This window comes from Pseudomonas arsenicoxydans (assembly GCF_006438915.1).
In the GTDB taxonomy this organism is placed as follows: Bacteria; Pseudomonadota; Gammaproteobacteria; order Pseudomonadales; family Pseudomonadaceae; genus Aquipseudomonas; species Aquipseudomonas arsenicoxydans_A.
The window spans coordinates 44259-69715 of record NZ_RCZE01000002.1; the positions used below are offsets into that span (position 1 = coordinate 44259).

Genomic DNA, 25457 nt, shown 5'->3' on the forward strand with positions numbered 1-25457 from the left:
ACGGGGCGATGCGGCGTTCCGACAAGCCCCCTCGCCACAGAAGCCCGCTCCCACAAGGGTTTGTGGTGAGCCCCGGTTCTAGGGTTCGACCTGAGTCCACTGTTTGTTCAGGCGTTTATCGGAGATCGGTACCTTGGTCCCCAATTGCTGGGCGAACAGCGAAACCCGGTATTCCTCCAGCCACCAGCGATACAGCTCCAGTTGCGGATCGCGCTTGCCTTCCTGGGCATGTTTGCCGGCGCGGGTCTGGTATTGGGTCCAGAGGCCGGACAATTCGCCGCTCCACACCCGATCACGTTGCACCTGAGCAGCGATTTTCTCGAAACGCTGCTCGACCGCTTTCAGGTAACGCGGCAATTCCTTGAGCCACGCCATCGGCGTTTCACGGACAAAACCGGGATACACCAAGTGACTGAGCTGCTGCTTGATGTCGTTCAAAGCCACGGCTTGGGCCAGGTCGATCTTGCCCTTGAAGCGTTTTTGCAGGCCATGCCACAGCTTGAGAATTTCCAGGGTCAGCTTCGCCAGACGCTCGGCGTGCTCAGTCCAGCCGCCACGCTTGCGCTCGGCCAACGCCGCCAGCCCGGCACCATCGCGCGGCAAAGGGTCTTCACCATCGAGAATGCAGCTGTCGAGACTGGCCAGCAGAATGTCTTCCACCAGACTGTCGACGCGGCCCATGTCGCGGTACATCAGGCCCAGTTCGGTCAGCCCCGGCAATTTGCCGCGCAGGAATTTCGCCGGTTCCGCCAGTTGCTGCATCAGCAAACGCTGCAACGCGCGACGATGCTGGAACTCGGCCTCGGCCGGCGTCGAGAAACGCCCTTCCTTGACCGTGCCGCCCTCTTCCACCAGCGCCGGATAGACCGTCATCGACAGCCCGGCGATCTTCTGCTGGGTTTTCTCGGCGACCGCGGCAAAGACTTTGGCTTCCACCGGTTGTTGGCTTTTCGCGGTTTGCGGAACCGCCAACGCCGCCTGGCTGGCTTCGGCAAAACGCGCGGTCAGCTCGGCCAGATCACGCCCTTCGCCCAGGAACTTGCCCTGGCCGTCGACGATTTCCAGGTTCATCCGCAAATGACTGTCGACCTGCTGCGCCGCTTCCGCCCATGCTTCATCGCTGACCCGCGCGCCGGTCATGCGCAGTAATTCGCGGCCCAGCGCTTGTGGCAACGAGCCCTCGGCAAAGGTCATGCGCTGTAGCGCGGCTTTGACGAAGTCCGGCACCGGCACGAAATTCTTGCGCAAGGCCTTGGGCAGGTTGCGCACCAGCGCGATGCACTTGGCTTCGATCACCCCCGGCACCAGCCACTCCAGACGTTCCGGTGGCAGCATCGGCAGCAACGGCGCCGGCACGCGCAGGGTCACGCCATCGCGTGGGTGGTTAGGCTCGAAGTGGTAACTCAACGACAGTTCCAGATCGCCAATGTGCAAGGTGTCCGGGTAATGCAGCGCAGTGACTTCGCTGGCCTCGCGGGCCAGCACGTCTTCTTCGCGCATGATCAACAGCTGTGGGTCTTTCTGGCTGTTGACCCGGTACCAGCTGTCGAACGTCGCAGTCTGGTGAATCTCCGCAGGCAATCGCGCATCGTAGAAGGCGAACAGGGTTTCTTCGTCCGCGAGAATGTCACGGCGACGGGCCTTGGCTTCCAGTTCGTCGAGTTGTTCCAGCAGTTGCGCGTTAGCCGTCAGGCATTTCGCCTTGGATTGAATCTCGCCGCGCACCAGGCCTTCACGAATGAAAAACTCACGGGACACCACCGGATCAATCGGCCCGTAATGCACCGGCCGGCGACCGACCACGATCAGCCCGAACAACGTGATCTGCTCGAACGCCACGACCTGACCGCGCTTCTTCTCCCAATGCGGCTCGAAGTGGTTTTTCTTGATCAGGTGCCCGGCCAGCGGCTCGATCCAGTCGGCGTCGATCTTCGCGACCATGCGCGCATAGAGTTTGGTGGTTTCCACCAGTTCGGCGGTCATCAGCCATTGCGGACGCTTCTTGCCCAAACCGGATGACGGGTGAATCCAGAAACGCCGCTGACGGGCGCCCAGGTAATCGCCTTCATCGGTTTTCTGGCCGATCTGACTGAGCAGGCCCGAGAGCACGGCTTTGTGCAGTTTCGGGTAATCCGCCGGCTCTTTGTTGAGGGTCAGCTGCATGTCGCGGCAGATCAGACTCAACTGGCGGTGCGAGTCGCGCCATTCGCGCAATCGCAGGTAATTTAGGAAATTCTTGCGGCACCAATTGCGCAACGGACTGGCCGTCAGCGCCTGACGCTGTTCTTCAAAACCGCGCCACAGATTGACCAGCCCGGCGAAGTCCGAGTCCACGTCTTTCCATTGTGCATGGGCCTGATCCGCCGCTTGCTGACGCTCCGGCGGACGTTCACGCGGGTCTTGAATCGACATGGCACTGGCGACGATCAGCACTTCCTGCAAGCTGCCGAGTTTTGCCGCTTCCAGCAGCATGCGACCCATGCGCGGGTCCACCGGCAAACGCGCCAGATTGCGCCCCAGCGGGGTTAGCTGACTGTTGCGGTCCACCGCCGAGAGCTCTTGCAGCAGGTTGAAACCGTCGCTGATGGCCTTGCCGTCCGGCGGTTCGATAAACGGGAAATCGGTAATCTCGCCGAGGCGCAGGTGCAGCATCTGCAAAATAACAGCGGCGAGGTTGGTGCGCAGGATCTCCGGGTCGGTAAATTCCGGGCGCCCCATGAAATCGTCTTCACCGTAGAGGCGGATGCAGATGCCGGGCTCGACCCGCCCGCAGCGACCTTTACGCTGGTTGGCGCTGGCCTGGGAAATGGCTTCGATGGGCAGGCGCTGGACCTTGGCGCGGTAGCTGTAACGGCTGATGCGCGCGGTGCCGCTGTCGATCACGTAACGAATGCCCGGCACCGTCAGCGAGGTTTCCGCGACGTTGGTCGCCAACACCACGCGGCGGCCTGGGTGTGACTGGAAAATCCGCTGCTGTTCGGCCGGCGACAGTCGTGCGTAGAGCGGCAGAATCTCGGTGTGCTTGAGCTGGGCCTTGCGCAGCATGTCCGCCGCGTCGCGAATCTCGCGCTCGCCGGGCAGGAACACCAGAACATCGCCGGGACTCTTGCGTTCGCTGCGTTCGAACGCGGCGATTTCGTCGAGGGTGGCGAGAATCGCCTGATCAACAGTCAAGTCATCCTCGACGCGGTTGCCCTCTTCGTCTTGCTCCAGGGTCAGCGGGCGATACCAGGTGTCCACCGGGAAGGTGCGACCGGAGACTTCGACAATCGGCGCATCGTCGAAGTGCTTGGAAAAGCGCTCCAGGTCGATGGTCGCCGAGGTGATGATGACTTTCAGGTCCGGGCGACGCGGCAGCAGGGTTTTCAGGTAACCGAGCAGGAAGTCGATGTTCAGGCTGCGTTCGTGGGCTTCGTCGACGATGATCGTGTCGTAGCGTTCGAGGTATCGGTCGTTCTGGGTTTCCGCCAGCAGGATGCCGTCGGTCATCAGTTTGATCAGGGTGTTGGAATCGCTCTGATCCTCGAACCGCACCTGATAGCCGACCAGCGCGCCCAATGGCGTCGCCAGTTCGTCAGCCACCCGGCTGGCCACGCTGCGCGCAGCGATTCGACGGGGCTGGGTGTGGCCGATCAGGCCATGCTGGCCGCGACCGATTTCCAGGCAGATCTTCGGCAACTGGGTGGTTTTACCCGAGCCGGTCTCACCGGCAATGATCAGCACCTGATGTTTGAGGAGCGCTTCTTTGATTTCGTCGCGCTTGGCGGCGATTGGCAAACTGTCGTCGTAACGAATCACCGGCAGGCTGGCGCGCCGCGCCAACACCTGATCACAGGACGCCTGCATACGCGTCACCCACAGGGCCAGCTTGGCCTCGTCGGGTTTCTTGCGCAGCTCAAGCAACTGCCGTCGCAGCCGGTGGCGGTCGGCGAGCATGGCGTGATCGAGGTTTTTCAGCAGTTTGTCGATGGAGGGCGATTCGTCGGTCATCGGGTACGCAATTCAGTCGTCTAGTGGCGCAGGGTGGCGATTGTCGCAGATTTGGGTACACGACGACGAATGCAACCTGCTTTTGTGGCGAGGGAGCTTGCTCCCGCTCGACTGCGCAGCAGTCGCAGTCAAGCTGATGCGATTAATCAGTTAAACCGCGATTGCCGATTCGGGAGCGCTTCGCACTCCAGCGGGAGCAAGCTCCCTCGCCACAAAAGCCCCTCGCCCCGGGTGCTCAATCTGGGGTGTTATTCGTTATCGAAGCCTTTGCGCCGATACGGGAACACGTCGATGATCTTCCCCGCCCGAATCGCCTCCTGCAGGCTTTTCCAGTAATCGGCGTTGTATAACTCGCCATGTAACTGATCGAACAACTTGCGCTGCCCGGAATCGGCAAACAAAAACGGTGGAAACTCCTCGGGAAACACATCCAGCGGCCCGATCGAATACCAAGGCTCCGACGCCATCTCGTCTTCCGGCGTACGCGGTTGCGGGATGTGGCGGAAGTTGGCCTCGGTCAAAAAGCAGATTTCGTCATAGTCATAAAACACCACGCGACCGTGGCGGGTGACGCCGAAGTTTTTCAGCAGCATGTCGCCAGGAAAGATATTCGCCGCCGCCAGTTGCTTGATCGCCAGGCCGTAATCCTCCAGCGCCTCATGCACCTGAGCCTCGTTGGCGTTTTCCAGGTACAGGTTCAACGGCGTCATCCGCCGTTCAGTCCAGCAGTGGCGAATCAACACCGTGTCACCTTCCACCGACACGGTGGACGCGGCTACTTCGAGTAATTCTTCCAGGCACGCCGGATCGAACTTGCTCAACGGGAAACGGAAATCGGCGAACTCCTGGGTGTCGGCCATGCGTCCGACTCGGTCGACGCTTTTGACCAAGCGGTATTTCTCGATCACCGTGGCGCGGTCGACGTTCTTCGACGGCGAGAAGCGATCCTTGATGATTTTGAACACGGTGTTGAAACCCGGCAGGGTAAACACGCTCATGACCATGCCGCGCACGCCGGGGGCCATGATGAACTGGTCGTCGGTGCTGGCCAGGTGATTGATCAACGCCCGATAGAACTCGGACTTGCCGTGTTTGTAGAAACCGATCGAGGTGTACAGCTCGGCGATGTGCTTGCCCGGCAGGATGCGCTTGAGGAAACCGATGAACTCCGCCGGCACCGGCACGTCGACCATGAAATACGAGCGGGTGAACGAGAAGATGATCGACACGTCCGCTTCATCGGTGATCAGCGCATCGATCTGAATTCCGCGACCTTCGCGGTGCAGCAGCGGAATCACCAGCGGCCATTGCTCGTCGCGGGTGTAGATGCGCCCGACCAGGTACGCGCCTTTATTGCGGTAGAGCACCGAGGAAAACAGTTCGACGCTCAACTCCGGGTCCTTGCACACCCAGTCCGGCAGGTTCTCGCGCAGTTGCGCTTCGAGGCGGCTCAGGTCGCCAGCCAGGTCGGCGTAATCCTCACTGAAGCGGTAGTCGGCAAAAATGCTCGCGAGCATGCCGGACAACTGCCCCTGAGGTTTGTACGTACGGGTTTGTGCGGCGCGGGCCCGGCGCAGGCTCGGGCGGGTGGTATGGATGAACATGCAGCCGTCGCTGATCAGGTCGTGGCTGAACAATCCGCAGAAAATCGAGTTGTACCAGGTCTCGGACAGTTCATCGTCGAAACGCAGGTCGATCAGCGTGATGTAGGCGCTTTTGACCAGCGGCCAGCAGCTCACGTCCAACGTGTCGCTGTCGAACGCGACACGCAGTCGCTCGACGGTTTCACTGACTTTTTCTTCATAGAGATTGATCCGCGCGGCGGACGCGACTTGCGTCTCCTGCCACTGGGCCTGCTCGAAGCGGGCTCGCGCGCCATCGGTGATCTGACGGAAATGCTCGCGGTAATCGTCAAAGCCATCGAGGATCATTCGGGCGATATCGGCGGCTGGCCATTGCTGCGGCATGGTGAGACCTCTGCGGGAATTCGTGAGCCCTGAGCTTAGCCAGTGAACCGGGTGCAGGAGAAGCGTAATTTTTCGCTGCAGTTATTTGCCCGTTTTTCGGTTGCCATCAATCAGGCACTCGGCAACACTCTCGTCCCCAGCAAGGAAGGAGAGCAGCGTGAACCCCGTCGATATCGTCCGTTTACTGTCACTGGCGGCCATTTGGGGTGCGAGTTTTCTGTTCATGCGCATCATCGCCCCAGTGATTGGCACAATCCCCACCGCGTTTTTCCGCGTGTCGATTGCTGCGACCGGCCTGCTGATTATTCTCGGGCTGATGCGCATCAGCTGGGATTTCAAAGGCAAACTCAAGACCGTGATGCTGCTCGGGGTGATCAACTCCGGGATTCCGGCGACCTTGTACTCCGTGGCCGCCCAAGTGCTGCCGGCCGGATACTCGGCGATCTTCAACGCCACCACACCCCTGATGGGCGTATTGATTGGCGGGTTGTTCTTCCATGAACGACTCACCGCCGCCAAGCTTGGCGGGGTATTCCTTGGATTGTTTGGTGTGGGCGTGCTGACCCGCGCGGGTCCGGTCGCGTTCGACCTGCAATTGCTGATGGGCGCCCTCGCCTGCCTGATGGCCACGACGTGTTACGGCTTCGCCGGTTTCCTTGCCCGCCGCTGGCTGGATCAGGCCGGCGGTCTCGACAGCCGTTTGTCCGCGCTGGGCAGCATGCTCGGGGCGACGTTGTTTCTGTTGCCGTTGTTTGGCTACAGCGTGATCAGCCAACCGCCCGCGAGCTGGGGTGGCTGGAATGTCTGGTTGTCGTTGCTGGGGTTGGGGCTGGTGTGTACCGCGCTGGCGTACATCATTTACTTCCGCTTGCTCAGCTCGGTCGGGCCGGTGCGGTCGATGACCACGACCTTCCTGATCCCGCCGTTCGGGGTGTTGTGGGGGGCGTTGTTGCTGGATGAGCCGATGTCCATGGCGCATATCTATGGCGGCGTGTTGATTGCGGCGGCGTTGTGGCTGGTGCTGAAGCCAGCGGTGGTGAAAGTGGCTGAGGTGACTGCCAAGTAGTTTGGCGGTGTTGCTGATGACGCCTTCGCGAGCAAGCCCGCTCCCACATTTGGCCCGATTCCTTCAGTTGGAATGCGGTCGAATGTGGGAGCGGGCTTGCTCGCGAAGGCGATCGCCCAGGCACTACAAACCTGACTGACTCACCTCGCCATCCACCAACCGCCGAATCCCCAGCGGATTAGCGTTCTGCAACGCCTCGGGCAGCAACGCATCCGGATAATTCTGGAAACACACCGGCCGCAGGAACCGATCGATTGCCAGCGTCCCCACCGATGTCCCCCGCGAGTCGGACGTCGCCGGATACGGCCCGCCATGCACCATCGCCTCGCACACCTCGACCCCGGTCGGATAGCCGTTGAGCAGAATCCGTCCGACCTTCTCCTGAAGCATTTCCGCCAGCCAGCGGTACTCCAGCAGTTCCTCGTCCTCGCCAATCAACGTCGCCGTCAATTGCCCGCGCAACCCCTGCAGCGCCTCCGCCAACTGCGCAAGGCTCTCGACTTCTACAACGATGGTGGTCGGCCCGAAAACTTCTTCCTGAAGCAGTTCATCACCCTTGAGCAACAGGCTGACATCGGCCTGGAACACCTGCGGTTGTGCTTGATTGCCCTGCTGCGGCCGGCCCGCCAGATGCGTCAGCCCCGGATGTTCGTGCAATTCGCCAAGGCCCCGGCTGTAGCTGACCAGCGCACTGGCGTTGAGCATGGTTTGCGCCGGTTGCTGGTTCATGCTGGCGCAGAAGGTTTCCAGGAAGGTGCTGAACTGCGGCGAACGCAGGCCAATGATCAGGCCGGGATTGGTGCAGAACTGACCGCACCCCAAGGTCACCGATCCGGCCAATTGTGCAGCGATTTGCTCGCCGCGTACCGCCAGCGCTTCGGGCAACAGGAACACCGGGTTGATGCTCGACATCTCGGCAAACACCGGGATCGGCTGCGGCCGGGTCGCGGCCATGTGGCTCAGGGCATTGCCGCCCTTGAGCGAACCGGTGAAGCCCACCGCCTGAATCGCCGGGTGCTTGACCAGCCACTCACCGACGCCCCCGCCGTAGATCATATTGAACACGCCGGCCGGCATTTCCGTGCGTTCGGCGGCACGGATGATCGCGTCCGCCACCCACTCGGCCGTCGCCATATGACCGCTGTGCGCCTTGAACACCACCGGGCAACCGGCGGCCAGGGCCGACGCGGTATCGCCACCGGCCGTGGAGAACGCCAGCGGAAAGTTACTCGCACCAAACACCGCGACCGGCCCTAAACCGATGCGGTACTGACGCAGGTCCGGACGCGGCAATGGCTGGCGCTCCGGCAGCGCCCGATCAATCCGCGCACAGTAGAAATCCCCGCGACGCAGGACCTTGGCGAACAAACGCATCTGACCGCTGGTGCGCCCCCGCTCCCCCTGAATTCGCCCGGCCGGCAGCGCGGTTTCGCGGCACACGGTGGCGACGAACTCATCGCCGAGGGCATCGATTTCATCGGCGATGGCGTCGAGGAAGCGGGCGCGCTTTTCCGCGCTCAGGTTGCGGTAGACCGGGTAAGCGGCGGCCGCGGCTTTGGCAGCGGCATCCACTTCGGCTTCGGACGCCTGAAAGAATGTGCCCGGCAGCGGTTCGCCTGTTGTCGCATCAAGGCTTTGCAGTTGCAACGTGCCGTTGGCGCTGCGGCGACCGCCGATGTAATTGTGTCCCAGTGGCAATGTCATGAGGGTTTCCTTTAGAAGGCTTAAAGCGCACGCACCTGACCAATAGGCAAAGGCTGGGCGCTTTCGCCAATACCGTTCACCAATGGCGCACCAAATTCATCGAGGCTGATCTGGAAGTGATCGCCCGGCTGGGTTTTCACTCCGTCGGCAAACGACAGCGTGGCGGTGCCGAAGTAGTGCACATGGACATCACCGGGGCGCAAGAACTGCGCGTATTTGAAGTGATGGAACTCGAGGTTGGCGAGGCTGTGGCACATGTTGTCTTCGCCGCTGAGAAACTCTTTCTCCCAGATGGTTTCGCCGTTGCGCGTGATGCGACTGGTGCCGGCCAGATGCCGGGGCAATTCACCGACACGCAGCTCGGGACCATAGGAGCAAAAACGCAATTTCGAATGCGCCAGGTACAGGTAATTGCGCCGCTCCATCACATGGTCGGAGAACTCGTTGCCCAACGCATAACCGAGGCGATACGGCTGGCCGTCGTCGCCGATGACATAAAGGCCGGTCAACTCGGGTTCTTCACCGGCGTCTTCGGCAAACGGCGGCACTGGAAAGTCCGCGCCGGGACGCACGACGATGCTGCCGTCGCCCTTGTAGAACCATTCCGGCTGCGCGCCGACCTGCCCGGCCTCCGGTTTGCCTCCCTCCAGGCCCCACTTGAAGATGCGCATGGTGTCGGTCATGCCGGCTTCGACGGCGCCGTCCTGTTGGTGCATTTTGTCCCGCGCAGAGGCACTGCCCAGATGGGTCAGGCCAGTGCCGCTGATCAGGCAATGAGCAGGATCTTCGTGGTCCAGTGGGGGCAGGACTTTGCCTTGCTGTAACAGTTGCGCGTAATCGGGACCTGGCTCGGTGCCGCGTCGGGCGACTTCGTCTTGCAGACTGCGCTGGGCGCGGATTGCCGTGAGGGCCAGTTCACGGGTGCTGGTGGTGCCTTTGAGCACCTGCACCTGTGCACCCTCGACGAGGCCGACCTGGCGCTCGCCGGCAGTATTTTCAAATTGAATCAGGCGCATGACGGCCTCCAGAAAATCGGGGATGGCGCCGCCCGCAGGCGCCGCCACAGGGTCACTCGATGATGTTGAAGTCGCTCAGGTACTCATCGGAGATTTCCAGGCCCAGGCCCGGTGTGTTGTCGTCGAGCTGGATGTAGCCGTTGACCGGTTGCGGCTCGCCCTTGAACACGTAGTAGAAGAGTTCGTTACCGACCTCGACGTCGAACACCGGGAAGAACTCGGCCATTGGCGAGGCGGTGGTGGACATGGTCAGGTGGTAGTTGTGCATCTGCCCGGCGTGAGGAATCACCGGCACCGACCAGGCTTCGGCCATGGCGTTGATCTTGCGCGCGGCGGTGATGCCGCCGACGCGGTTGGTGTCGTACTGGATCACGTCGACGGCGCGGCGCTCCAGCAAGTCCTTGAAGCCGTAGGAGGTGAACTCGTGCTCACCGCCGGAGATCGGCATGATCCCCATTTTTTTCAGCTCGATGTAGCCTTCGATGTCATCGGCGATCACCGGCTCTTCGAGCCAGCGCGGTTCGAACTCGGCGAGTTTGGGCAACATGCGCCGGGCGTATTCCAGCGTCCAGCCCATGTAGCACTCGAGCATGATGTCGATGTCCGGGCCGGCCAGATTACGCAAAGCGCGCACTTGCTCGATGTTCTTGCGCATGCCCGCCGGGCCGTCTTTCGGGCCGTAGCCGAAACGCATTTTTAGCGCGGTGAAACCTTGGTTGAGATAACCCTGGGCTTCTTCGAGGAACAGGTCGAGGTTGTCGTTGGCGTAGAGCTTGGAGGCGTAGGTCCAGATTTTTTCTTTGGTCCGCCCGCCGAGCAGTTTGAACACCGGCTTGTTCACGGCTTTGCCCATGATGTCCCAGATCGCGATGTCGATCGCCGAGATCGCCGCCATGCCGATGCCTTTGCGGCCCCAGGCGTGGCTCTGGCGGTACATCTTCTGCCAGATGTATTCGTTGTCGAACGGGTCTTCGCCGATGGCGATCGGCGCCAGGTAGGTGTCGATGATTTCCTTGGCCACACGCGGCGCCAGGGCGCAGTTACCGATGCCGACGAGGCCGGTATCGGTCTCGACTTCCACCACCAGCCAGCCGTGAAAACGGAACGAGCCCATGGCGTCGCCACGCTCGAACAGAATGTCGCTGGCGTTGGTGCAGAAGTGCGCTTGAGGCGGAACGACTTTGCCTTTCCACTCAAAAACGCGGGTACGGATGGCTTTGATTTTCATGAATACAATTCCTTGCGCTGCCGGCTTCTTGTAGTTGTAGGGTCGCTGCACAGAACCGCTCGGGTGGCGGGTTCCGGCATTCGATGGAGCGACTTTAGCCAGCGCGCGGGGGGGGGGATAATCACTTATGCGTATCCGGCGATAACCTGGGGTGATCGCAAAAACGGGATATCAGGCAGATCGGGTTATCAGCCCTCATACAAAACAAATGTGGGAGCGGGCTTGCTCGCGAAAGCGGTGGGTCAGTCGACATTAATGCTGTCTGACACACCGCTTTCGCGAGCAAGCCCGCTCCCACAGGGGATTTATGTTGATTTGGCGACTGTGGATCAGTAGTTGTTGGTGCCCATTCGGCAGGCGATTTCGAACGCCTGGCGGATCGCCCCGACATTCGCCTTGCCCTGCCCCGCAATGTCGAAAGCGGTGCCGTGCGCCGGGGTGGTAATCGGGATCGGCAAGCCGCCCTGAACCGTCACGCCGCGGGAGAAGCCCATCAACTTGATCGCGATCTGGCCCTGGTCGTGATACATCGTGACCACCGCGTCGAAGGCACTGGCGTCGCCCTGTACCTTGAGGAAAATCGTGTCCCCCGGGTACGGCCCTTCCGCCGCAATCCCCAACGCCTGGGCGGAGCGTACGGCGGGGCCGATGATGTCCAGTTCCTCGCGACCAAACGAGCCGTTGTCGCCGTTGTGCGGGTTGAGCCCACACACGCCGATACGCGGTTTGGCCAGGCCGTTTCGCTTGAGCGCGGTGTCGATCAACTGGATCGCCTCCACCACCCGCGCCTGAGTCAGCATGCCCGGCACTTCAGCCAGCGCCACGTGGGAAGTCACCCGCGACGTCCACAGGTTATCGAGCACGTTGAACTCGCAGAACGGCCCGTGGAAATCCAGCAACTCGGCGAACCAGTGCAGCTCATCGTTATGCGCCATGCCAGCCATGTGCAGCGAGGTCTTGTTCAGCGGTCCGAACAGCACGGAGTCGGTGATGCCGGCCTCGGTCAGGCGCAGGGCTTTTTCCAGGGTGTCGAGGCTGTAGCGGCCGCCGATGATGCTGGCTTCATTGCGCGCAAACTCGCCAATCGTATCGCCGCGAAAGTCATAGAACAGCGGCGTGTCATCAACGAATGACAGGTGCTCCAGCGACTCGACGCGACGGTAGGGAAACTCCGCTCCGGCGATGCGCATGCCGCGACGCATTTCCGCCTCGTCGGCAATCAAAATCACATGGGCCTGACGGCGCACCTCGGGCTCGGCGAGCAGGCGTGCGATCAGTTCCGGGCCGATGCCGGCGGGGTCACCCAAGACCATCGCGATGGTGGTTTTGTTCATGCTTCACTCCTCAAGGATTCAGGCCGCGCCCGGTCAATGGCGCAAGGCTCGCAGCGATAAACCCGCTGCGCGTTGCTGTAGAAAAGTCGTTCCTGATCGGCACTCGGAAAATCGGCAACGATGGATTTGAAACCGCTGTAGATGTCGTCGAACGAGCCGCACAGACTGTCCACGGGGAAGTTGCTGGCGAACATCGCCCGGTCGCTGCCGAACATGGCGATGACTTCGCGCACGATCCATGCGTTGTCCTTGGCGCGCCAGCGTTGACCGCCCTGGCCCAGGCCGGAAATCTTCACCCGCACGTTCGGCCACTGCGCCAGCCGCGCCATCGCCAGCCGCCAACCCGCCAGGCCGTCGGCACTGCGGTCATTGGGTAATCCCGCGTGGTTGAGAATCAGCGTGGTGCCGGGAAAGTCCCGGGCCAGACGTTCGGCTTCGTGCAAATTCCACCAGGGCGTCTGCAGGTCGAAATGCAAACCCAGGCCTTCAAGCGCGGCGTAACTGCGCCGCCAATGTTCGTTGCTCATCAGGCTGCGGATGTGCCCGACCTGCTCCGGCGCAATCGGGCCGCCGGGTTTGTGGCGCACGCTGCGCACGTACTTGAAACTGGCTTGCTCGGTCAGGACTGCGATGGCGTCCGGATGATCGAGCCAGGCTTGCGCGACGATAGCGTTCGGCACGCCGTAGCGAGCAGCCAGCCCCTCGATGAAACGGGTTTCGCCAATCGGGTCGTGCGGGTTCCATTCGGTCTCGACATACACCGTTTGCACGACGTTATGGGCACCGGCATCGGCGAAGTAGTCATCAGGAAAATAGCGCCGCTTGATCGCGCTGTAATCACCGTAGCGAAACGGAATGTTGGCCTCGGGCGCGAGCCACGGATGGTCATTGATCGCCGGGTCCCAGAAATGGTGATGGGCGTCTACGATCGGGCCGTCCCACAACTTAGTCATGACGCACCTCATCCAGGCTGATAAACAATGTGGCCAACACGAAGACTGCCGAGCACGCCGCAAAGAACCCCAGCACCGGTGCAAAACCACCGGCCATTTGCACAATGACGCCCACCAGAATCGGCACCGCGATACCGCCCGTGCTGCCGGCCATGTTCATCACGCCGCCGATCAAACCGACCCGCGCCGGCGCCGCCAGCAACGCCGGGAAGCTCCAGTAGAGGCTGCCCCACATCAGGAAAAACGCGGTCATGGCCAACAACGCCACCGCCGCAAACGGATCGCTCAGGGTCGGCAGCAGCAGGAACGCGCCCAACGCCACGACACCGGAAAACGCCAGCAGACTCTTGACCGCCACACCGCGGCTCACACCTTTACGGATCAGGCCATCGCAGAGAAAACCACCGGTCAGCGAACCCAGCGCACCGCAGATGAAAATCACGAACGTCGCCGCGCCAATGCCCTTGATGTCGAAGCCGCGAGCCTGCGACAGATAACTCGGGCCCCAGGTCAGCAAGCCGAAATAGACCATCGCCCAACTCGCACGACCGATCAGCAAACCCGTCAATGAACGGGCCGCGATGCCCAGGCCCTTGACCGGCGCACGGGCGGCTTCGGCAGCCGGCGTGGCGCGTCCGGCGTTGATCTTCTCCAGCTCCTGGGCATTCACTTGCGGATGCGTGGCCGGGTCATCGCGCAGGTAACGCCGCGCCAGCCATGCCAGTACCAGCGTTGCGATCCCGGCGATCACGAACGCCAGGCGCCACGAATCCAGCGAAGCGATCAGGTAGGCAATGATCAACCCGCCCACTGCCACGCCCAACGGGCTGCCACTGTCCATCAGCACCGCGCCGCGACTGCGTTCGCTCGGCGCCAGCCACAGGGAAATCAGCTTGCCGCCGGACGGAAACAAGGGCGCCTCGGCAGCACCGAGTGCGACGCGGGCGAACAGCAGTGACACACCGCCCGTGGCAAAAGCCGCGATGACCTGAAAAGTCCCCCACAACCCCGTGGACCAACTGATCACCCGGTGCGGACCGAAACGGTCAATCAGCCAGCCGCCGGGAATCTGCAACAGCGCATAGGCCCAGAAGAAGCTGCTGAGGATCAGCCCTTGCAGGCTCGGCGACAGGGAGAATTCATGGGCGATGGTCGGCATCGCAATCGACAGCGACACGCGATCGATCAGGTTGACCATGGTCAACGCAAAGATGATCGCGAAAATCCGCCAGCGCACGCTGCTGGCTTTGGTCGCACCGGAGAGCGGGATAGCCGCTGCCGTTGATTGAACACCTGCGCTTGGCAGATGCAGGGAAGCACTGGGACGAGCCATGGTGCGTACCTCGATTTATTATTCTTGTGGTGACGACATTGCCGCTGCTTGGCGGCGTTGGTGAGCACTATCGAAGGCTCAGTGATAACCGTCTAATCAAAACTTGAAATCAGGCGATAGCCTCGAGTTATGGCATGCCCTGCTTTCAGGCAGCTTTCAACGGATAGCAGCCCTTTCGGTTTTCCTCGAAAACGGCTCTGGCGCAATGCTTGGCGCGTCAGCTGCCACTTTCACTGCCCAGACCTATAACCCCAGGCTATCGGTGTATGTATTGTTTTGACTAGACGCGGAGCCGCCGGCTTCACACACTCAGGCCAGGCTTGCAGCTTTACCGCATCGACAAGCCGCTCATAACAATTACAAAAAACACAAAAACGAGGCTCTTCCATCATGCGAAATGCATTCGTCCGTCGCACTTCCCGTCTGTTTCTTGGCTGCACACTGATCGCCGCTGGCGCCCTTCCCGCTCTCGCTCACGCTGCCTGGCAGCCGGACAAGAACGTCGAAATCGTCGTCGCCGGTGGTCCCGGTGGCGGCACTGACCAGCTCGGTCGCCTGATCCAGTCGATCATCACCACCCACAAGTTTCTCGATGTGAATACCATCGTCCTGAACAAGGGCGGTGGCAATGGTGCCGAAGCCTTTCTCGACCTGAAGATGAACAAGGGTGACCCGGAAAAACTGGTGATCGGCACCAACAACATCTACCTGTTGCCGCTGGTGTCCAAGCTTGGTTACCAATGGCAGGAGCTGACGCCCGTCGCCGCCGTGGCCGAGGATGACTTCATTCTCTGGAGCTACAAAGACGCGCCGTGGAAGGACGCCAAGGGCTTCTACGCCGCGGTCAAGGCTGACCCTTCGAACCTGCGCATGGGCGGCAGCCAGTCCAAGGATGTCGACCAGACCCTGACCCTGCTGCTGAATCAGACCAACGACGCCAAACTCGTCTACATCCCGTTCAAAAGCGGCAGTGAAGCCGCGACCCAACTGGCCGGTAAACACATCGCCGCCAACGTCAACAACCCCAGCGAAAGCATCAGCCAATGGCGTGGCGATCAGGTCGAGCCATTGTGCGTTTTCAGCAAGGAGCGCATGAACTACACCGAGAAAGTCGCCGGGGATAAATCCTGGGCCGACGTACCGACCTGTCACGAAGAAGGCCTGGGTATCGACCAGTATCGCTTCCCGCGCACCGTGTTCATGCCCGGCGACGTCACTGCCGAACAGCGGGCGTTCTATGTCGAGCTGATGCGCAAAGTCACCGAGACGCCGGAGTTCAAGGCTTACGTGAAACAGAACGCGCTGGTGCCGACCTTCCTCGAAGGTGAGCCGCTGACCGCCTACATTGAGAAAGACACCGCCCGTGTGACACCGGTGTTCAAAGAAGCCGGCTGGTTGAAAAACTGAGTCGCCAACGGCCGTTTGCCCGCGCGCGGCCGTCACCTGCTGGAGGTGTTTCATGTCCCAATCTTCGGATTCACCGGCGCTGGTCGGCACCCGCTGGGTCGAACTCGGTCTGACACTCTTCACCACGCTGATCGGCGCGGTGGTGATGTTCGGCAGCGTCGAACAAGGTATCGGCTGGGGCGATTCCGGCCCCGAGCCGGGTTACTTCCCCTTCTACATCGGCCTGCTGTTGAGCGCCGCCAGTGTCGGCAATGGCGTGTTGACCGTGGTGCGCTGGCAAGCCCTGAGCGTTTCATTCGTCAGCCGCAGCGCGTTCAAGCAAGTGCTGTCGGTGTTCATCCCGATTGCGCTGTTTGTCGGCGCCATGCCGTTCACCGGCATCTACGTGGCCTCGGCCTGTTTCATCGCCTGGTTCATGTGGCGGGACAAGGTCCGTGTCAAACCCTATGGCAAGTTGATGATCGGCACGGTGTCGCTGGGCGCGGTGCTCGCCAGCTACCTGATTTTCGCGCTGTGGTTCAAGGTCCCGCTGGATGCCGGCCCGATGGGCGACTGGATTGCCCTGGCCGGGAGACATTTCAAATGAGCGAGTTCGATTCCCTGCTGCAAGGCATGAACCTGATCCTGACCCCGGGCCATATCGGCCTGATGGTGATCGGCGTGCTGCTGGGCATTCTGGTCGGCGTGTTGCCCGGCCTCGGCGCCCCCAACGGCGTGGCGTTGCTGCTGCCGCTGACATTCACCATGTCGCCGGTGTCGGCGATCATTCTGCTGTCGTGCATGTATTGGGGCGCGCTGTTCGGCGGCTCGATCACCTCGATTCTGTTCAACATCCCCGGTGAGCCCTCATCGGTGGCGACGACGTTCGACGGTTACCCGATGGCCCGCGAAGGTCGCGCCGCCGAGGCCCTTACGGCGGCGTTCAGTTCGGCATTGATCGGCGCACTGGCCGGGGTGTTGTTGCTGACATTCCTTTCGACCCGGATTGCCGCGTTCGCCATGTCATTCAGTTCGCCGGAGTTCTTCGCGGTGTACCTGTTGGCGTTCTGCACCTTCGTTGGCATGAGCAAGAACCCGCCGCTGAAAACCGTGGTGGCGATGATGATTGGTTTCGCCATGGCGGCGGTCGGCATGGACACAGTGTCCGGCAACCTGCGCCTGACGTTCGACCAGCCGACCTTGATGACGGGCATCAGTTTCGAAGTGGCGGTGATCGGTCTGTTCGGGATCGGTGAAATCCTCTGCACCGTGGAGGAAGGCCTGGTGTTTCGCGGCGAGCATGCGCGTATCACCCCGATGATCATCCTGCGCACCTGGGCCAAGTTGCCGCGCTACTGGTGGACGATTGTGCGCAGCACACTGGTTGGTTGCTGGATGGGTATCACGCCGGGCGGGCCGACTGCGGCCTCGTTCATGAGCTACAGCCTGGCGCGGCGATTCTCGAAGAACCGCGAGAATTTTGGCAAAGGTGAACTCGAAGGCGTGATTGCCCCGGAAACCGCCGACCACGCGGCCGGCACCAGCGCCCTGCTGCCGATGCTGACCCTGGGCATTCCCGGTTCGGCCACGGCGGCGGTGATGCTTGGCGGCCTGATGATCTGGGGCCTGCACCCTGGCCCGACGTTGTTCGTCGAGCAGCATGATTTTGTCTGGGGCCTGATCGCCAGCATGTACCTGGGCAACGTGGTCAGCCTGATCGTGGTGTTGGCCACCGTGCCGCTGTTTGCCTCGATCCTGCGGATTCCGTTTTCGATCATCGCGCCGATCATCATCATGGTCTGCGCCATCGGTGCCTACTCGGTGCACAACTCGTTCTTCGACGTGGTGCTGATGCTGGGCTTTGGCGCGCTGGGTTATCTGTTCAAGAAACTCGGTTATCCGATTGCACCGCTGGTGCTGGCGGCGGTGTTGGGCGACAAGGCTGAAGATGCGTTCCGTCAGTCGATGCTGTTTTCCGACGGTCATTTAGGGATCTTCTGGTCCAACCCGTTGGTGGGCAGCTTGACCACGGCGGCGCTGCTGATGCTGTTCTGGCCGCTGATTTCCAAGGCGCTGGGTGGCCTGATGGGCTTGCGCAAACCCCACGTCGCCAAACCCAAATCGGTGCTGTGACACGGCAATGCTGGCAACGCCTGACATTTGTTGTCAGGCTTGCCGCAGACTTCCTTGCGAGCCACGGCCCATGACCCGAATTCCTGCTGCCAATGTGATCCACAGTCGACTGCGCCTGCGCCAACTGCGGCTGATGCTGGCGTTGCAGGAGTTCGGTTCGTTGCGCCGCGCTGCCGACCACATCGGCATGACCCAACCGGCCGCGACCAAAATGCTCCACGAAGCCGAGGACTTGCTCGGCGTCGAACTCTTCGAACGCCTGCCTCGAGGCATGCGTTCTACCCCGTTCGGTGAAACCGTCATTTACTACGCGCGCATGGTGTTCGCCGAACTCAGCGGCATGCGTGAAGAACTGGTGGCGCTGGAGTCCGGCAACCTTGGTCGCGTCGCGGTTGGTGCGATTCCGGCACTGGCCTCGGGGCTGTTGACCCGCACCATCGCGACCTTGAAACAAAGCCATCCGCGCTTGTCCATGAGCATCCAGGTCGACACCAGCGACGTGCTGGTGCAGGCGCTGTTGCAGGATCAACTGGATATCGTCTTGGGGCGGATTCCGGCCGGGGCGCGGGCCGAAGAGTTGCTGTTTGACAGCCTCGGCGAAGAAGCCTTGTGCGTGATCGCCGGGGCGAACAATCCGCTGGCGCAGGAAAAGCAGCTGAGTTGGGCGGAACTGCAGCACATGACCTGGGTGCTGCAACAGCATCCCAGCCCGATGCGCGCCATCATCAATCAGGTGTTCCACAACGCGCGGGTCGACATCCCCAGCAGCATTGTCGAAACCACGTCGATCATGACCTTGCTTTCGTTGGTGCAGCAGACCGACATGCTCGGCGTCACGCCGGTGTCGGTGGTGGAAGACTATCCGGGGCGGGATTTGCTGGCGATTTTGCCGATCAAGTTCGAAGCACGGCTGCCGCCTTATGGGCTGATCACCCGGCGCCATCGCATTCAATCGTCGGCGATGCAGGCGTTCATGAATTCGGTGCGGGCCGAGCATGCGCTGGACAAATAACATGCTTTTTTGGGTTGGGGTACATATCCGTTTTTTGGGTAACGGCGGCTATTGGTTCCGCCCTTACGGCGGGTCACTTGGAGAAGCGCCAAGTAACCAAGCGCTTTTGCCCCTTTCGTTCGGCCCTTCGCCTAGGCTCAGGGTGCCCTCGCTCCGGTCCTGCTCCGTGGGCACGCCGCCATCGGCCATCCATGGCCGGGGGCGGCTACCGCGGCATCCTTGCCGCGGTGCCCACTGCGCAGAACCTCCACTCGGCCTCTCGAGGGGGCGTCTACCGCCACAGCACCGCGAGGCGGCCTACCGGCCGGCCTGGCTCTTTGATCGTACGCATTCTCCCTGTGTGCGAGCCTGCTCGCGAAGGGGGTGTGTCTATCGATGAATGTAAGTCCGCTTTCGCGAGCAGGCTCGCCCACAGGGGATTTTTTTGCGGGCATGACACTGGTGATCACTGTTTGACGGACAACAGGTCGGCTATCAGGCCGCCTCGCTTTGGGCTTTTGATCTTGATCTGCCCCGTCGGAAGGCCGAGCGCAGGTTCTGCGCAGTGGGCAACCCGGCATGGATGCCGGGTTAGCCGCCCCCGGCCATGGATGGCCGATGGCGGCGGGCCCACGAAGCAGGACCGGAGTGAGGGTATGGCGAGCCTAGGCGAGCCACCGTACGTCAGGGGCGCTGGCGCTTGGTTACTTGGCGCTCTTCCAAGTAACCCGCCGTAAGGGCGGAACCAATAGCCGCCGTTACCAAAACAACGGATATGCCCCCAACCCTTTCCTACCCTGTCTTACGGAAAACAAACACCAGTCCGACGATGATCAGCACCATCCCCAGCAAGCTCAACGCCGCCAGCTTGTTGCCGAAAATCAGATAGTCCATCACCGCCGTCACCGCCGGCACCAGGTAAAACAGGCTGGTGACATTCACCAAATTGCCTCGGGCGATCAAGCGGTACAGCAACAACGTCGCCAGCACCGACACCACCAGTCCCATCCACAACACCGGCACGATAAATCCGGTGCTGTGTTCAAAATGAAATGGCTGGAACGGCACGAAGATCCCACACAGCAACAGCCCCGCGAGGTATTGCACCGGCAGCGTACCGAGGGGATTGTCGGTGATGCGTTTCTGCATGATCGAGCCGAACGTCATGCTCGCCAGCGCCAGCAAACCGAAGAGCATGCCCGCCATCGACATGCCGGCCAAGCCAATACCCTGATATACCACCATGATCAATCCGGCCAGACCCAGCGCCAGACCGAACATCCGGCTGAGGGAGCGCTGACGCTCCATCAGCACCACGGTGAGGATCGGCTGCACGCCCATGATCGTCGCCATCACACCCGGGGTGACTTTCAGGTCCAGGGCCAGCAGATAGAAAATCTGGTAAGCCCCCAGCAACACCACGCCCGTGGCCATCGCATACAGCATCGGCTTGCCGCCCTTGGGCAACTTGAGCTTGAGCAACGGCACCAGCAGCACCAGACCGCACAAGGCGATGGCGAAGCGCACCAGCAGAAAAGCAAAGGGCGACGCGTGCGCCAGGCCCCATTTGGAGAAGATCGCCCCACTGCTCCACAGCAGGACGAACAGGCTCGTGGACGCCGCCGCGAGCGCGGATTGTTTCGAAAGGACAAACATGATTACCACCTGTAGTCAGGCAAAAGCCAACTCAGCCGAAGCTGAAATTCAGTAGTTTTTCAGACGGGCAAAGGGCAACAGCAAAGAGCAGCTGATCAGCCCGAAATGCCAACACCCGGCGGTGATACGACTGCGTACACCGGCGTGCTACGGACAGGTGGAGGGTAATGACTGATCTGCGCAGGCTGCTGAATCCCGCACGGAGCCCCGACAGCGTTGACCGCTGAATCGACTACCGCGTTGATGTGGGATGCAGGCATGGGCTGATCTTTTTTGATGAGGTGGACGGTGGGTTGGAAATCACCGTGCGCCGACTATAACCAGCGGGTGACATGGATTGCAATGACTTGGACAAAGGGCCAGTAACGACAGCCGGAGCATTGCTGCTTACTCTGAGTGAAAGGGAATCGCCCGCGTTGGGAGGACAGGGAATGCAAGAGATCACATGCCAAGGGAACGGACGTGTCTGCGGTATCAGTTGTACAGATCAAGGGCTCGAAAGCTGGCTGCCGATAGTACTTCCCAACTTCAATACGAACTGGAACTAGCCGGCTCAAACGCCCTCGATTTATCCAGGGTGCGCTTCGAGGCGATCACCTCACAGGCACTGAGTGCTTTCGAGCTTTGGGATCATCCACATTTTTCGTGGGGCGACGTTGTTGAATGGAAAGCACGAGAGCCATTGGCTCTGGATATTGCCATCTGGTTCGACGACGAACTCTGTGGAATGTGCTTCGCGAATCCAAACAAAAGTCGGCTGCGAATCCGCATCGTTCGACTGGAGGGGCGTCCAAAGGAAGCACATCCATTGAAAAACCGTATTGCGACGCTGGCGATGATTGCAATTGAACACTACGCACACATCATCGGAAGTCGGTTCCTCGAAGTTCAGGAACCTCAGGAAGGCGCGGTATCAATTTATAAAGAGCTTGGCTTTGACTTCGATACAAAAGGCCGGCTTGTCAAAACATTGGAGCACCTTGTATTGTGACAATTGTTCAATTAGTGACCAGCAGCGGAGGGAATATGCGCAAAGTAATCAAGAGATCCTCTTCGAGGAAAAGCTCGCGCACTACGCAAGACAAGACCATCGCTGTAGAACTGACCGCCAGTCAGCGGCGTCTTTTGCAAATACTTGTCACGGGCACCGAAGCCGACGAACCAAGCCTGCTCGCCGGACGCCCTTGAAAACGGCGAAAAAAAACCGCTCCAGGAGCGGTTTTTCATTTCTAGACTTGTCTCACCCAAACAGCCAATACCCCAACAACGTCAGCACCAACACCGCCAATACCGGCCGCAGCACGCGGTAAGCCTTGGGATGACGACGTTTCCACTGTTTAACCACCCCACTGAACTTGTCGCTGGAGTTCTTGCTCCAGGCATAAGCCCGATTGATCCCGCCAACGCGCTCATCATCAAGGTTTTGCGGTGCCGTGGCACGACCGAGCCAGCCGCTGATCCAGCGGTTGATGCCCGTCATGATGCGATTACTCAGCGGACGCTCAATGTCGCAGAACAGAATTACCCGGGTTGTCCCGGTTTCGTTCTTGACCCAATGCACATAGGTCTCATCGAACATCACGTCTTCGCCATCGCGCCAGGCGTAGACCTGACCGTCAACGAAGATGCGGCAATCATCGGAGTTGGGTGTCGACAGACCCAAGTGGTAACGCAAGGAACCGGCAAACGGATCACGGTGCGGATTGAGGTGGCTGTCACCAGGCAGTAACGCAAACATCGCACCCTTTACGTTGGGAATGCTGTTGACCAGTTCCACGGTCTTCGGGCACAGGGCTTCTGCCGAGGGCAATGCCTTGTCGTACCACTTGAGGTAAAAACGCTTCCAGCCTTTCTTGAAGAACGAACCGAAACCGGCGTCGTTGTTCTTCTCGGCAGCGCGGATATAGCCCTCGTCGAACAAGTGCATCGCTTCGTCGCGGATAACTTTCCAGTTGTCCTTGAGCACGTCCAGTTCCGGAAACTTGCTGCGGTCCAGATAGGGTTTGGACGGGACACTGGAGAACAGGTACATCAGGGCGTTGTAGGGCGCGAACAGCGCCGAGTGATTGACGAATTGCCGCAATACCGGCAATCGCGCCTTGCCGCGCAAATGGACATAAAGCGTGCTGCCGAGAAACAGCAGCAACAGCGACGCTTTCGCGGCAAAGGAAAAGCTCATCAACGACTCCTTGAGATTTAGGCTCATTGCGCAACGCCATTTACCCGACGTGGCAGTCGGCCATGATAAACATTACCGGCCTCGGGAAAAACCCGCCTGACACAACATTCAGTATTAAGGATTGCGCAACAAAGCACTTCTTAACATAAAGTTCCTGAACGGGGGCTGACCTGAATCGGCCCCGTCGACCCCTCTACGCACACGTGGCCACAGTCAGGCTTACTGCTGATTCTCCTGTTCGGTAAACAGATCACTGAACAACATGCTCGACAGGTAGCGTTCGCCGGAGTCCGGCAGGATCACCACAATGGTCTTGCCCTGCATTTCCGGGGTTTCTGCCAGGCGAACCGCGACGGCCATGGCAGCGCCACACGAAATACCGCACAAAATCCCTTCCTCCTGCATCAAGCGCAGGGCCATGGCCTTGGACTCGTCGTCGGTGACCAGTTCGACCCGATCAACCATCGCCAAATCCAGATTCTTCGGTACAAAACCGGCACCGATGCCCTGGATCTTGTGCGGGCTCGGTTTGATCTCTTCACCCGCGATGGCCTGAGTGATCACTGGGGAAACCGCAGGCTCAACGGCCACCGAGATAATCGGTTTGCCCTGTGTATTCTTGATATACCGCGAAATACCGGTGATGGTTCCACCTGTTCCGACACCCGCCACCAACACATCGACAGCGCCATCAGTATCGTTCCAGATTTCCGGACCAGTGGTTTTTTCGTGGATGGCCGGGTTGGCCGGATTGTCGAACTGCGCTGGCATGAAGTACTTGGCCGGGTCGCTGGCCACGATGTCGCCGGCTTTTTCTATCGCGCCTTTCATGCCCTTGGCCGGCTCGGTCAGTACCAGTTCGGCGCCCAGCGCCTTGAGCACTTTGCGGCGTTCGATACTCATGGATGCCGGCATGGTCAGCATCAACTTGTAACCACGGGCAGCGGCGACAAACGCCAGGCCGATCCCGGTATTGCCCGAGGTCGGTTCGACAATGGTCATGCCAGGCTTGAGTTTGCCGGTGCTTTCGGCGTCCCAGATCATGTTCGCGCCGATCCGGCACTTGACCGAATAACCGGGGTTGCGCCCTTCGATCTTGGCCAGGATGGTCACGCCGCGCGGGGCGATGCGGTTGATCTGCACCAACGGTGTATTGCCGATGGAGTGGGCGTTGTCAGCGAAAATACGGCTCATGGCTGGGTCCTTGTACAGCATTGAATAAGCCCACAAAGGTATGCCTGTTGCCGGTGGTCGTCCAGTTCGACCGAACGTCCTGAATCAGGCGCAGTCAATGGCTTTACATAGCCAGAGAATTGCCACCATGAAGCGTCGATACAGCTGGCCCCTGTGGACCCTCGCCGGAATCGTTGTGCTGCTGATTGCTCTGCACATCGCCCTGCCCTACATGGTGCGCGACTACCTCAACGACAAACTGGCAAACATGGGTGATTATCGCGGCCAGGTCACCGATGTGGACTTGGCCCTGTGGCGCGGCGCCTACAAAATCAACGGACTGAAAATCGTCAAGGTCGACGGCAAGGTGCCGGTACCGTTCGTCAATGCACCGCTGATCGATCTCTCAGTCAGTTGGCATTCGCTGTGGTACGACCATGCAGTGGTGGCCCGAATGCAATTCTTCAATCCCGAGGTGAATTTCGTCGACGGCGGCGCCAACAAGCAAAACTCACAAACCGGTCAGGGCACTGACTGGCGTTCTCAACTGGGTAAGTTGGCCCCCGTCACCTTGGACGAAGTGCGGATCTACGACGGCAAACTCAGTTTTCGCAACTTCAACTCCAAGCCTCCCGTGAACATGAACGCCACCCAGGTCAATGCCAGCATTTATAACCTGACCAATGTGGTCGACAAACAAGGCAAGCGTGACGCTCGCTTCGAAGGCAAGGCCCTGTTACTTGGGCATGCGCCACTGGAAACCACTGCAACATTCGACCCCTTAAGCAACTTCGAAGACTTTGAATTCCGCCTGCGGGCCAAAGACATCGAACTCAAACGCATGAACGACTTCGCGTCGGCGTACGGAAAATTCGACTTCAATGCGGGTCACGGCGACGTGGTCATTGAAGCGCAAGCCAAAAAAGCCCAATTGACCGGCTACATCAAACCGCTGCTGAAGGACGTTGAGGTGTTCAACTGGCATCAAGATGTGGAAAACAAGGACAAGGGGATTTTCCGATCCATTTGGGAGGCCATCGTCGGCGGCTCCGAGACGGTGCTGAAAAACCAAGCCAAAAACCAGTTCGCAACCCGAGTGGAACTGAGTGGCAACGTGCATCGCCAGGACATCAGCGCGTTCCAGGCGTTTTTGCAGATCTTGCGCAATGGTTTCATCCAGGCGTTCAACGCTCGGTATGAGCGGCCGAAGCCGGAGGCGGGTTAAGTCTGCAAGCAGCCGAAACCGAGTCAAGATGTGACGCTCCATTCAGAGACTGAATAAGTCGTCTGCGTTCACAGTCGACCGGGCAGCGCGGTATAGTCGGGCATCACCATTATTGCGTCCCGC

At 60.3% G+C, this 25457-nt stretch carries 19 protein-coding genes; 7 read left to right on the plus strand and 12 right to left on the minus strand.

Annotated features, from left to right (window positions below):
• Positions 1-78: 78 nt before the first annotated feature.
• Together hrpA and aceK are read right to left on the minus strand one after the other, a co-directional pair.
• Positions 79-3990, minus strand: a complete 3912-nt coding sequence (hrpA, locus tag EAH78_RS03620; RefSeq protein ID WP_140665779.1) for an ATP-dependent RNA helicase HrpA — start codon at positions 3988-3990, stop codon at positions 79-81.
• A 248-nt stretch (positions 3991-4238) separates the two neighbouring features.
• Positions 4239-5957 (minus strand): bifunctional isocitrate dehydrogenase kinase/phosphatase, encoded by a 1719-nt coding sequence (gene aceK, locus EAH78_RS03625; RefSeq protein WP_140665782.1) that lies wholly within the window; start codon positions 5955-5957, stop codon positions 4239-4241.
• A 157-nt stretch (positions 5958-6114) separates the two neighbouring features.
• Here aceK and EAH78_RS03630 point away from each other — a divergent pair, with 157 nt between their 5' ends.
• Positions 6115-7023, plus strand: coding sequence for a DMT family transporter (locus tag EAH78_RS03630; RefSeq protein ID WP_140665785.1), 909 nt, complete (start codon positions 6115-6117; stop codon positions 7021-7023).
• 123 nt (positions 7024-7146) lie between these two features.
• On the opposite strand, the gene EAH78_RS03635 is transcribed toward EAH78_RS03630, so the two are convergent.
• The 6 genes from EAH78_RS03635 to EAH78_RS03665 form a co-directional block, all read right to left on the minus strand.
• Complete coding sequence (locus tag EAH78_RS03635) at positions 7147-8727, minus strand: aldehyde dehydrogenase (NADP(+)) (RefSeq protein WP_140665788.1); 1581 nt, start codon at positions 8725-8727, stop codon at positions 7147-7149.
• 20 nt (positions 8728-8747) lie between these two features.
• On the minus strand, positions 8748-9743 hold the full coding sequence (gene araD1 / locus EAH78_RS03640) for an AraD1 family protein (RefSeq protein WP_140665791.1): 996 nt from the start codon (positions 9741-9743) through the stop codon (positions 8748-8750).
• A 52-nt stretch (positions 9744-9795) separates the two neighbouring features.
• Positions 9796-10971, minus strand: a complete 1176-nt coding sequence (locus tag EAH78_RS03645) for an L-rhamnonate dehydratase (RefSeq protein WP_007943924.1) — start codon at positions 10969-10971, stop codon at positions 9796-9798.
• Between the two features lie 329 nt (positions 10972-11300).
• Positions 11301-12305: a 4-hydroxythreonine-4-phosphate dehydrogenase PdxA gene (locus EAH78_RS03655; RefSeq protein WP_140665797.1), complete on the minus strand. Its 1005-nt coding sequence runs from the start codon at positions 12303-12305 to the stop codon at positions 11301-11303.
• Positions 12302-13258, minus strand: coding sequence for an amidohydrolase family protein (locus tag EAH78_RS03660; protein ID WP_140665800.1), 957 nt, complete (start codon positions 13256-13258; stop codon positions 12302-12304). Before EAH78_RS03660 ends, EAH78_RS03655 begins: the two co-directional genes overlap by 4 nt.
• Positions 13251-14591 (minus strand): MFS transporter, encoded by a 1341-nt coding sequence (locus tag EAH78_RS03665; protein ID WP_140665803.1) that lies wholly within the window; start codon positions 14589-14591, stop codon positions 13251-13253. The genes EAH78_RS03660 and EAH78_RS03665 overlap by 8 nt, the downstream gene beginning before the upstream one ends.
• Before the next feature lie 390 nt (positions 14592-14981).
• Here EAH78_RS03665 and EAH78_RS03670 point away from each other — a divergent pair, with 390 nt between their 5' ends.
• From EAH78_RS03670 to EAH78_RS03685, 4 genes are all read left to right on the plus strand, one after another.
• A complete protein-coding gene (locus EAH78_RS03670; RefSeq protein WP_140665806.1) occupies positions 14982-15998 on the plus strand; it encodes a Bug family tripartite tricarboxylate transporter substrate binding protein in 1017 nt (338 codons plus the stop codon).
• A gap of 52 nt (positions 15999-16050) precedes the next feature.
• The gene (locus EAH78_RS03675) at positions 16051-16584 is read left to right on the plus strand and encodes a tripartite tricarboxylate transporter TctB family protein (RefSeq protein ID WP_140665809.1); all 534 of its coding nucleotides are present in this window, start codon (positions 16051-16053) and stop codon (positions 16582-16584) included.
• Positions 16581-18110, plus strand: a complete 1530-nt coding sequence (locus EAH78_RS03680; RefSeq protein ID WP_140665812.1) for a tripartite tricarboxylate transporter permease — start codon at positions 16581-16583, stop codon at positions 18108-18110. Before EAH78_RS03675 ends, EAH78_RS03680 begins: the two co-directional genes overlap by 4 nt.
• A 70-nt stretch (positions 18111-18180) precedes the next feature.
• On the plus strand, positions 18181-19122 hold the full coding sequence (locus EAH78_RS03685) for a LysR family transcriptional regulator (RefSeq protein ID WP_140665815.1): 942 nt from the start codon (positions 18181-18183) through the stop codon (positions 19120-19122).
• A 771-nt stretch (positions 19123-19893) separates the two neighbouring features.
• Here the strand turns inward: EAH78_RS03685 and EAH78_RS03690 are convergent.
• Positions 19894-20757 carry a DMT family transporter gene (locus EAH78_RS03690; RefSeq protein ID WP_140665818.1) on the minus strand — a complete coding sequence of 288 codons (864 nt, stop codon included), beginning with the start codon at positions 20755-20757 and terminating at the stop codon, positions 19894-19896.
• 445 nt (positions 20758-21202) lie between these two features.
• On the opposite strand from EAH78_RS03690, the gene EAH78_RS03695 reads away from it, so the two are divergent.
• The gene (locus EAH78_RS03695; protein ID WP_140665821.1) at positions 21203-21748 is read left to right on the plus strand and encodes a hypothetical protein; all 546 of its coding nucleotides are present in this window, start codon (positions 21203-21205) and stop codon (positions 21746-21748) included.
• An 11-nt stretch (positions 21749-21759) separates the two neighbouring features.
• On the opposite strand, the gene EAH78_RS32105 is transcribed toward EAH78_RS03695, so the two are convergent.
• The 3 genes from EAH78_RS32105 to cysK form a co-directional block, all read right to left on the minus strand.
• Positions 21760-21984, minus strand: coding sequence for a hypothetical protein (locus tag EAH78_RS32105; protein WP_161599668.1), 225 nt, complete (start codon positions 21982-21984; stop codon positions 21760-21762).
• Between the two features lie 13 nt (positions 21985-21997).
• A complete protein-coding gene (locus tag EAH78_RS03705) occupies positions 21998-22936 on the minus strand; it encodes an aspartyl/asparaginyl beta-hydroxylase domain-containing protein (RefSeq protein ID WP_140665826.1) in 939 nt (312 codons plus the stop codon).
• A gap of 219 nt (positions 22937-23155) precedes the next feature.
• A complete protein-coding gene (gene cysK / locus EAH78_RS03710; RefSeq protein WP_140665829.1) occupies positions 23156-24130 on the minus strand; it encodes a cysteine synthase A in 975 nt (324 codons plus the stop codon).
• Between the two features lie 127 nt (positions 24131-24257).
• Here cysK and EAH78_RS03715 point away from each other — a divergent pair, with 127 nt between their 5' ends.
• The gene (locus tag EAH78_RS03715) at positions 24258-25334 is read left to right on the plus strand and encodes a DUF748 domain-containing protein (protein ID WP_140665832.1); all 1077 of its coding nucleotides are present in this window, start codon (positions 24258-24260) and stop codon (positions 25332-25334) included.
• Positions 25335-25457 lie beyond the last annotated feature (123 nt).

Bases quoted from the DNA above. Each gene is read 5' to 3' on its own strand.
- hrpA (WP_140665779.1), bottom strand. From the start codon at position 3,990: ATGACCGACGAATCGCCCTCCATCGACAAACTGCTGAAAAACCTCGAT.
- EAH78_RS03655 (WP_140665797.1), bottom strand. From the start codon at position 12,305: ATGAACAAAACCACCATCGCGATGGTCTTGGGTGACCCCGCCGGCATC.
- EAH78_RS03715 (WP_140665832.1), top strand. From the start codon at position 24,258: ATGAAGCGTCGATACAGCTGGCCCCTGTGGACCCTCGCCGGAATCGTT.
- EAH78_RS03690 (WP_140665818.1), bottom strand. From the start codon at position 20,757: ATGTTTGTCCTTTCGAAACAATCCGCGCTCGCGGCGGCGTCCACGAGC.
- EAH78_RS03685 (WP_140665815.1), top strand. From the start codon at position 18,181: ATGACCCGAATTCCTGCTGCCAATGTGATCCACAGTCGACTGCGCCTG.
- EAH78_RS03675 (WP_140665809.1), top strand. From the start codon at position 16,051: ATGTCCCAATCTTCGGATTCACCGGCGCTGGTCGGCACCCGCTGGGTC.
- EAH78_RS32105 (WP_161599668.1), bottom strand. From the start codon at position 21,984: ATGAAAAACCGCTCCTGGAGCGGTTTTTTTTCGCCGTTTTCAAGGGCG.
- EAH78_RS03660 (WP_140665800.1), bottom strand. From the start codon at position 13,258: ATGACTAAGTTGTGGGACGGCCCGATCGTAGACGCCCATCACCATTTC.
- EAH78_RS03680 (WP_140665812.1), top strand. From the start codon at position 16,581: ATGAGCGAGTTCGATTCCCTGCTGCAAGGCATGAACCTGATCCTGACC.
- EAH78_RS03665 (WP_140665803.1), bottom strand. From the start codon at position 14,591: ATGGCTCGTCCCAGTGCTTCCCTGCATCTGCCAAGCGCAGGTGTTCAA.
- EAH78_RS03670 (WP_140665806.1), top strand. From the start codon at position 14,982: ATGCGAAATGCATTCGTCCGTCGCACTTCCCGTCTGTTTCTTGGCTGC.
- EAH78_RS03635 (WP_140665788.1), bottom strand. From the start codon at position 8,727: ATGACATTGCCACTGGGACACAATTACATCGGCGGTCGCCGCAGCGCC.
- EAH78_RS03645 (WP_007943924.1), bottom strand. From the start codon at position 10,971: ATGAAAATCAAAGCCATCCGTACCCGCGTTTTTGAGTGGAAAGGCAAA.
- EAH78_RS03705 (WP_140665826.1), bottom strand. From the start codon at position 22,936: ATGAGCTTTTCCTTTGCCGCGAAAGCGTCGCTGTTGCTGCTGTTTCTC.
- EAH78_RS03695 (WP_140665821.1), top strand. From the start codon at position 21,203: ATGCCAAGGGAACGGACGTGTCTGCGGTATCAGTTGTACAGATCAAGG.
- araD1 (WP_140665791.1), bottom strand. From the start codon at position 9,743: ATGCGCCTGATTCAATTTGAAAATACTGCCGGCGAGCGCCAGGTCGGC.
- cysK (WP_140665829.1), bottom strand. From the start codon at position 24,130: ATGAGCCGTATTTTCGCTGACAACGCCCACTCCATCGGCAATACACCG.
- aceK (WP_140665782.1), bottom strand. From the start codon at position 5,957: ATGCCGCAGCAATGGCCAGCCGCCGATATCGCCCGAATGATCCTCGAT.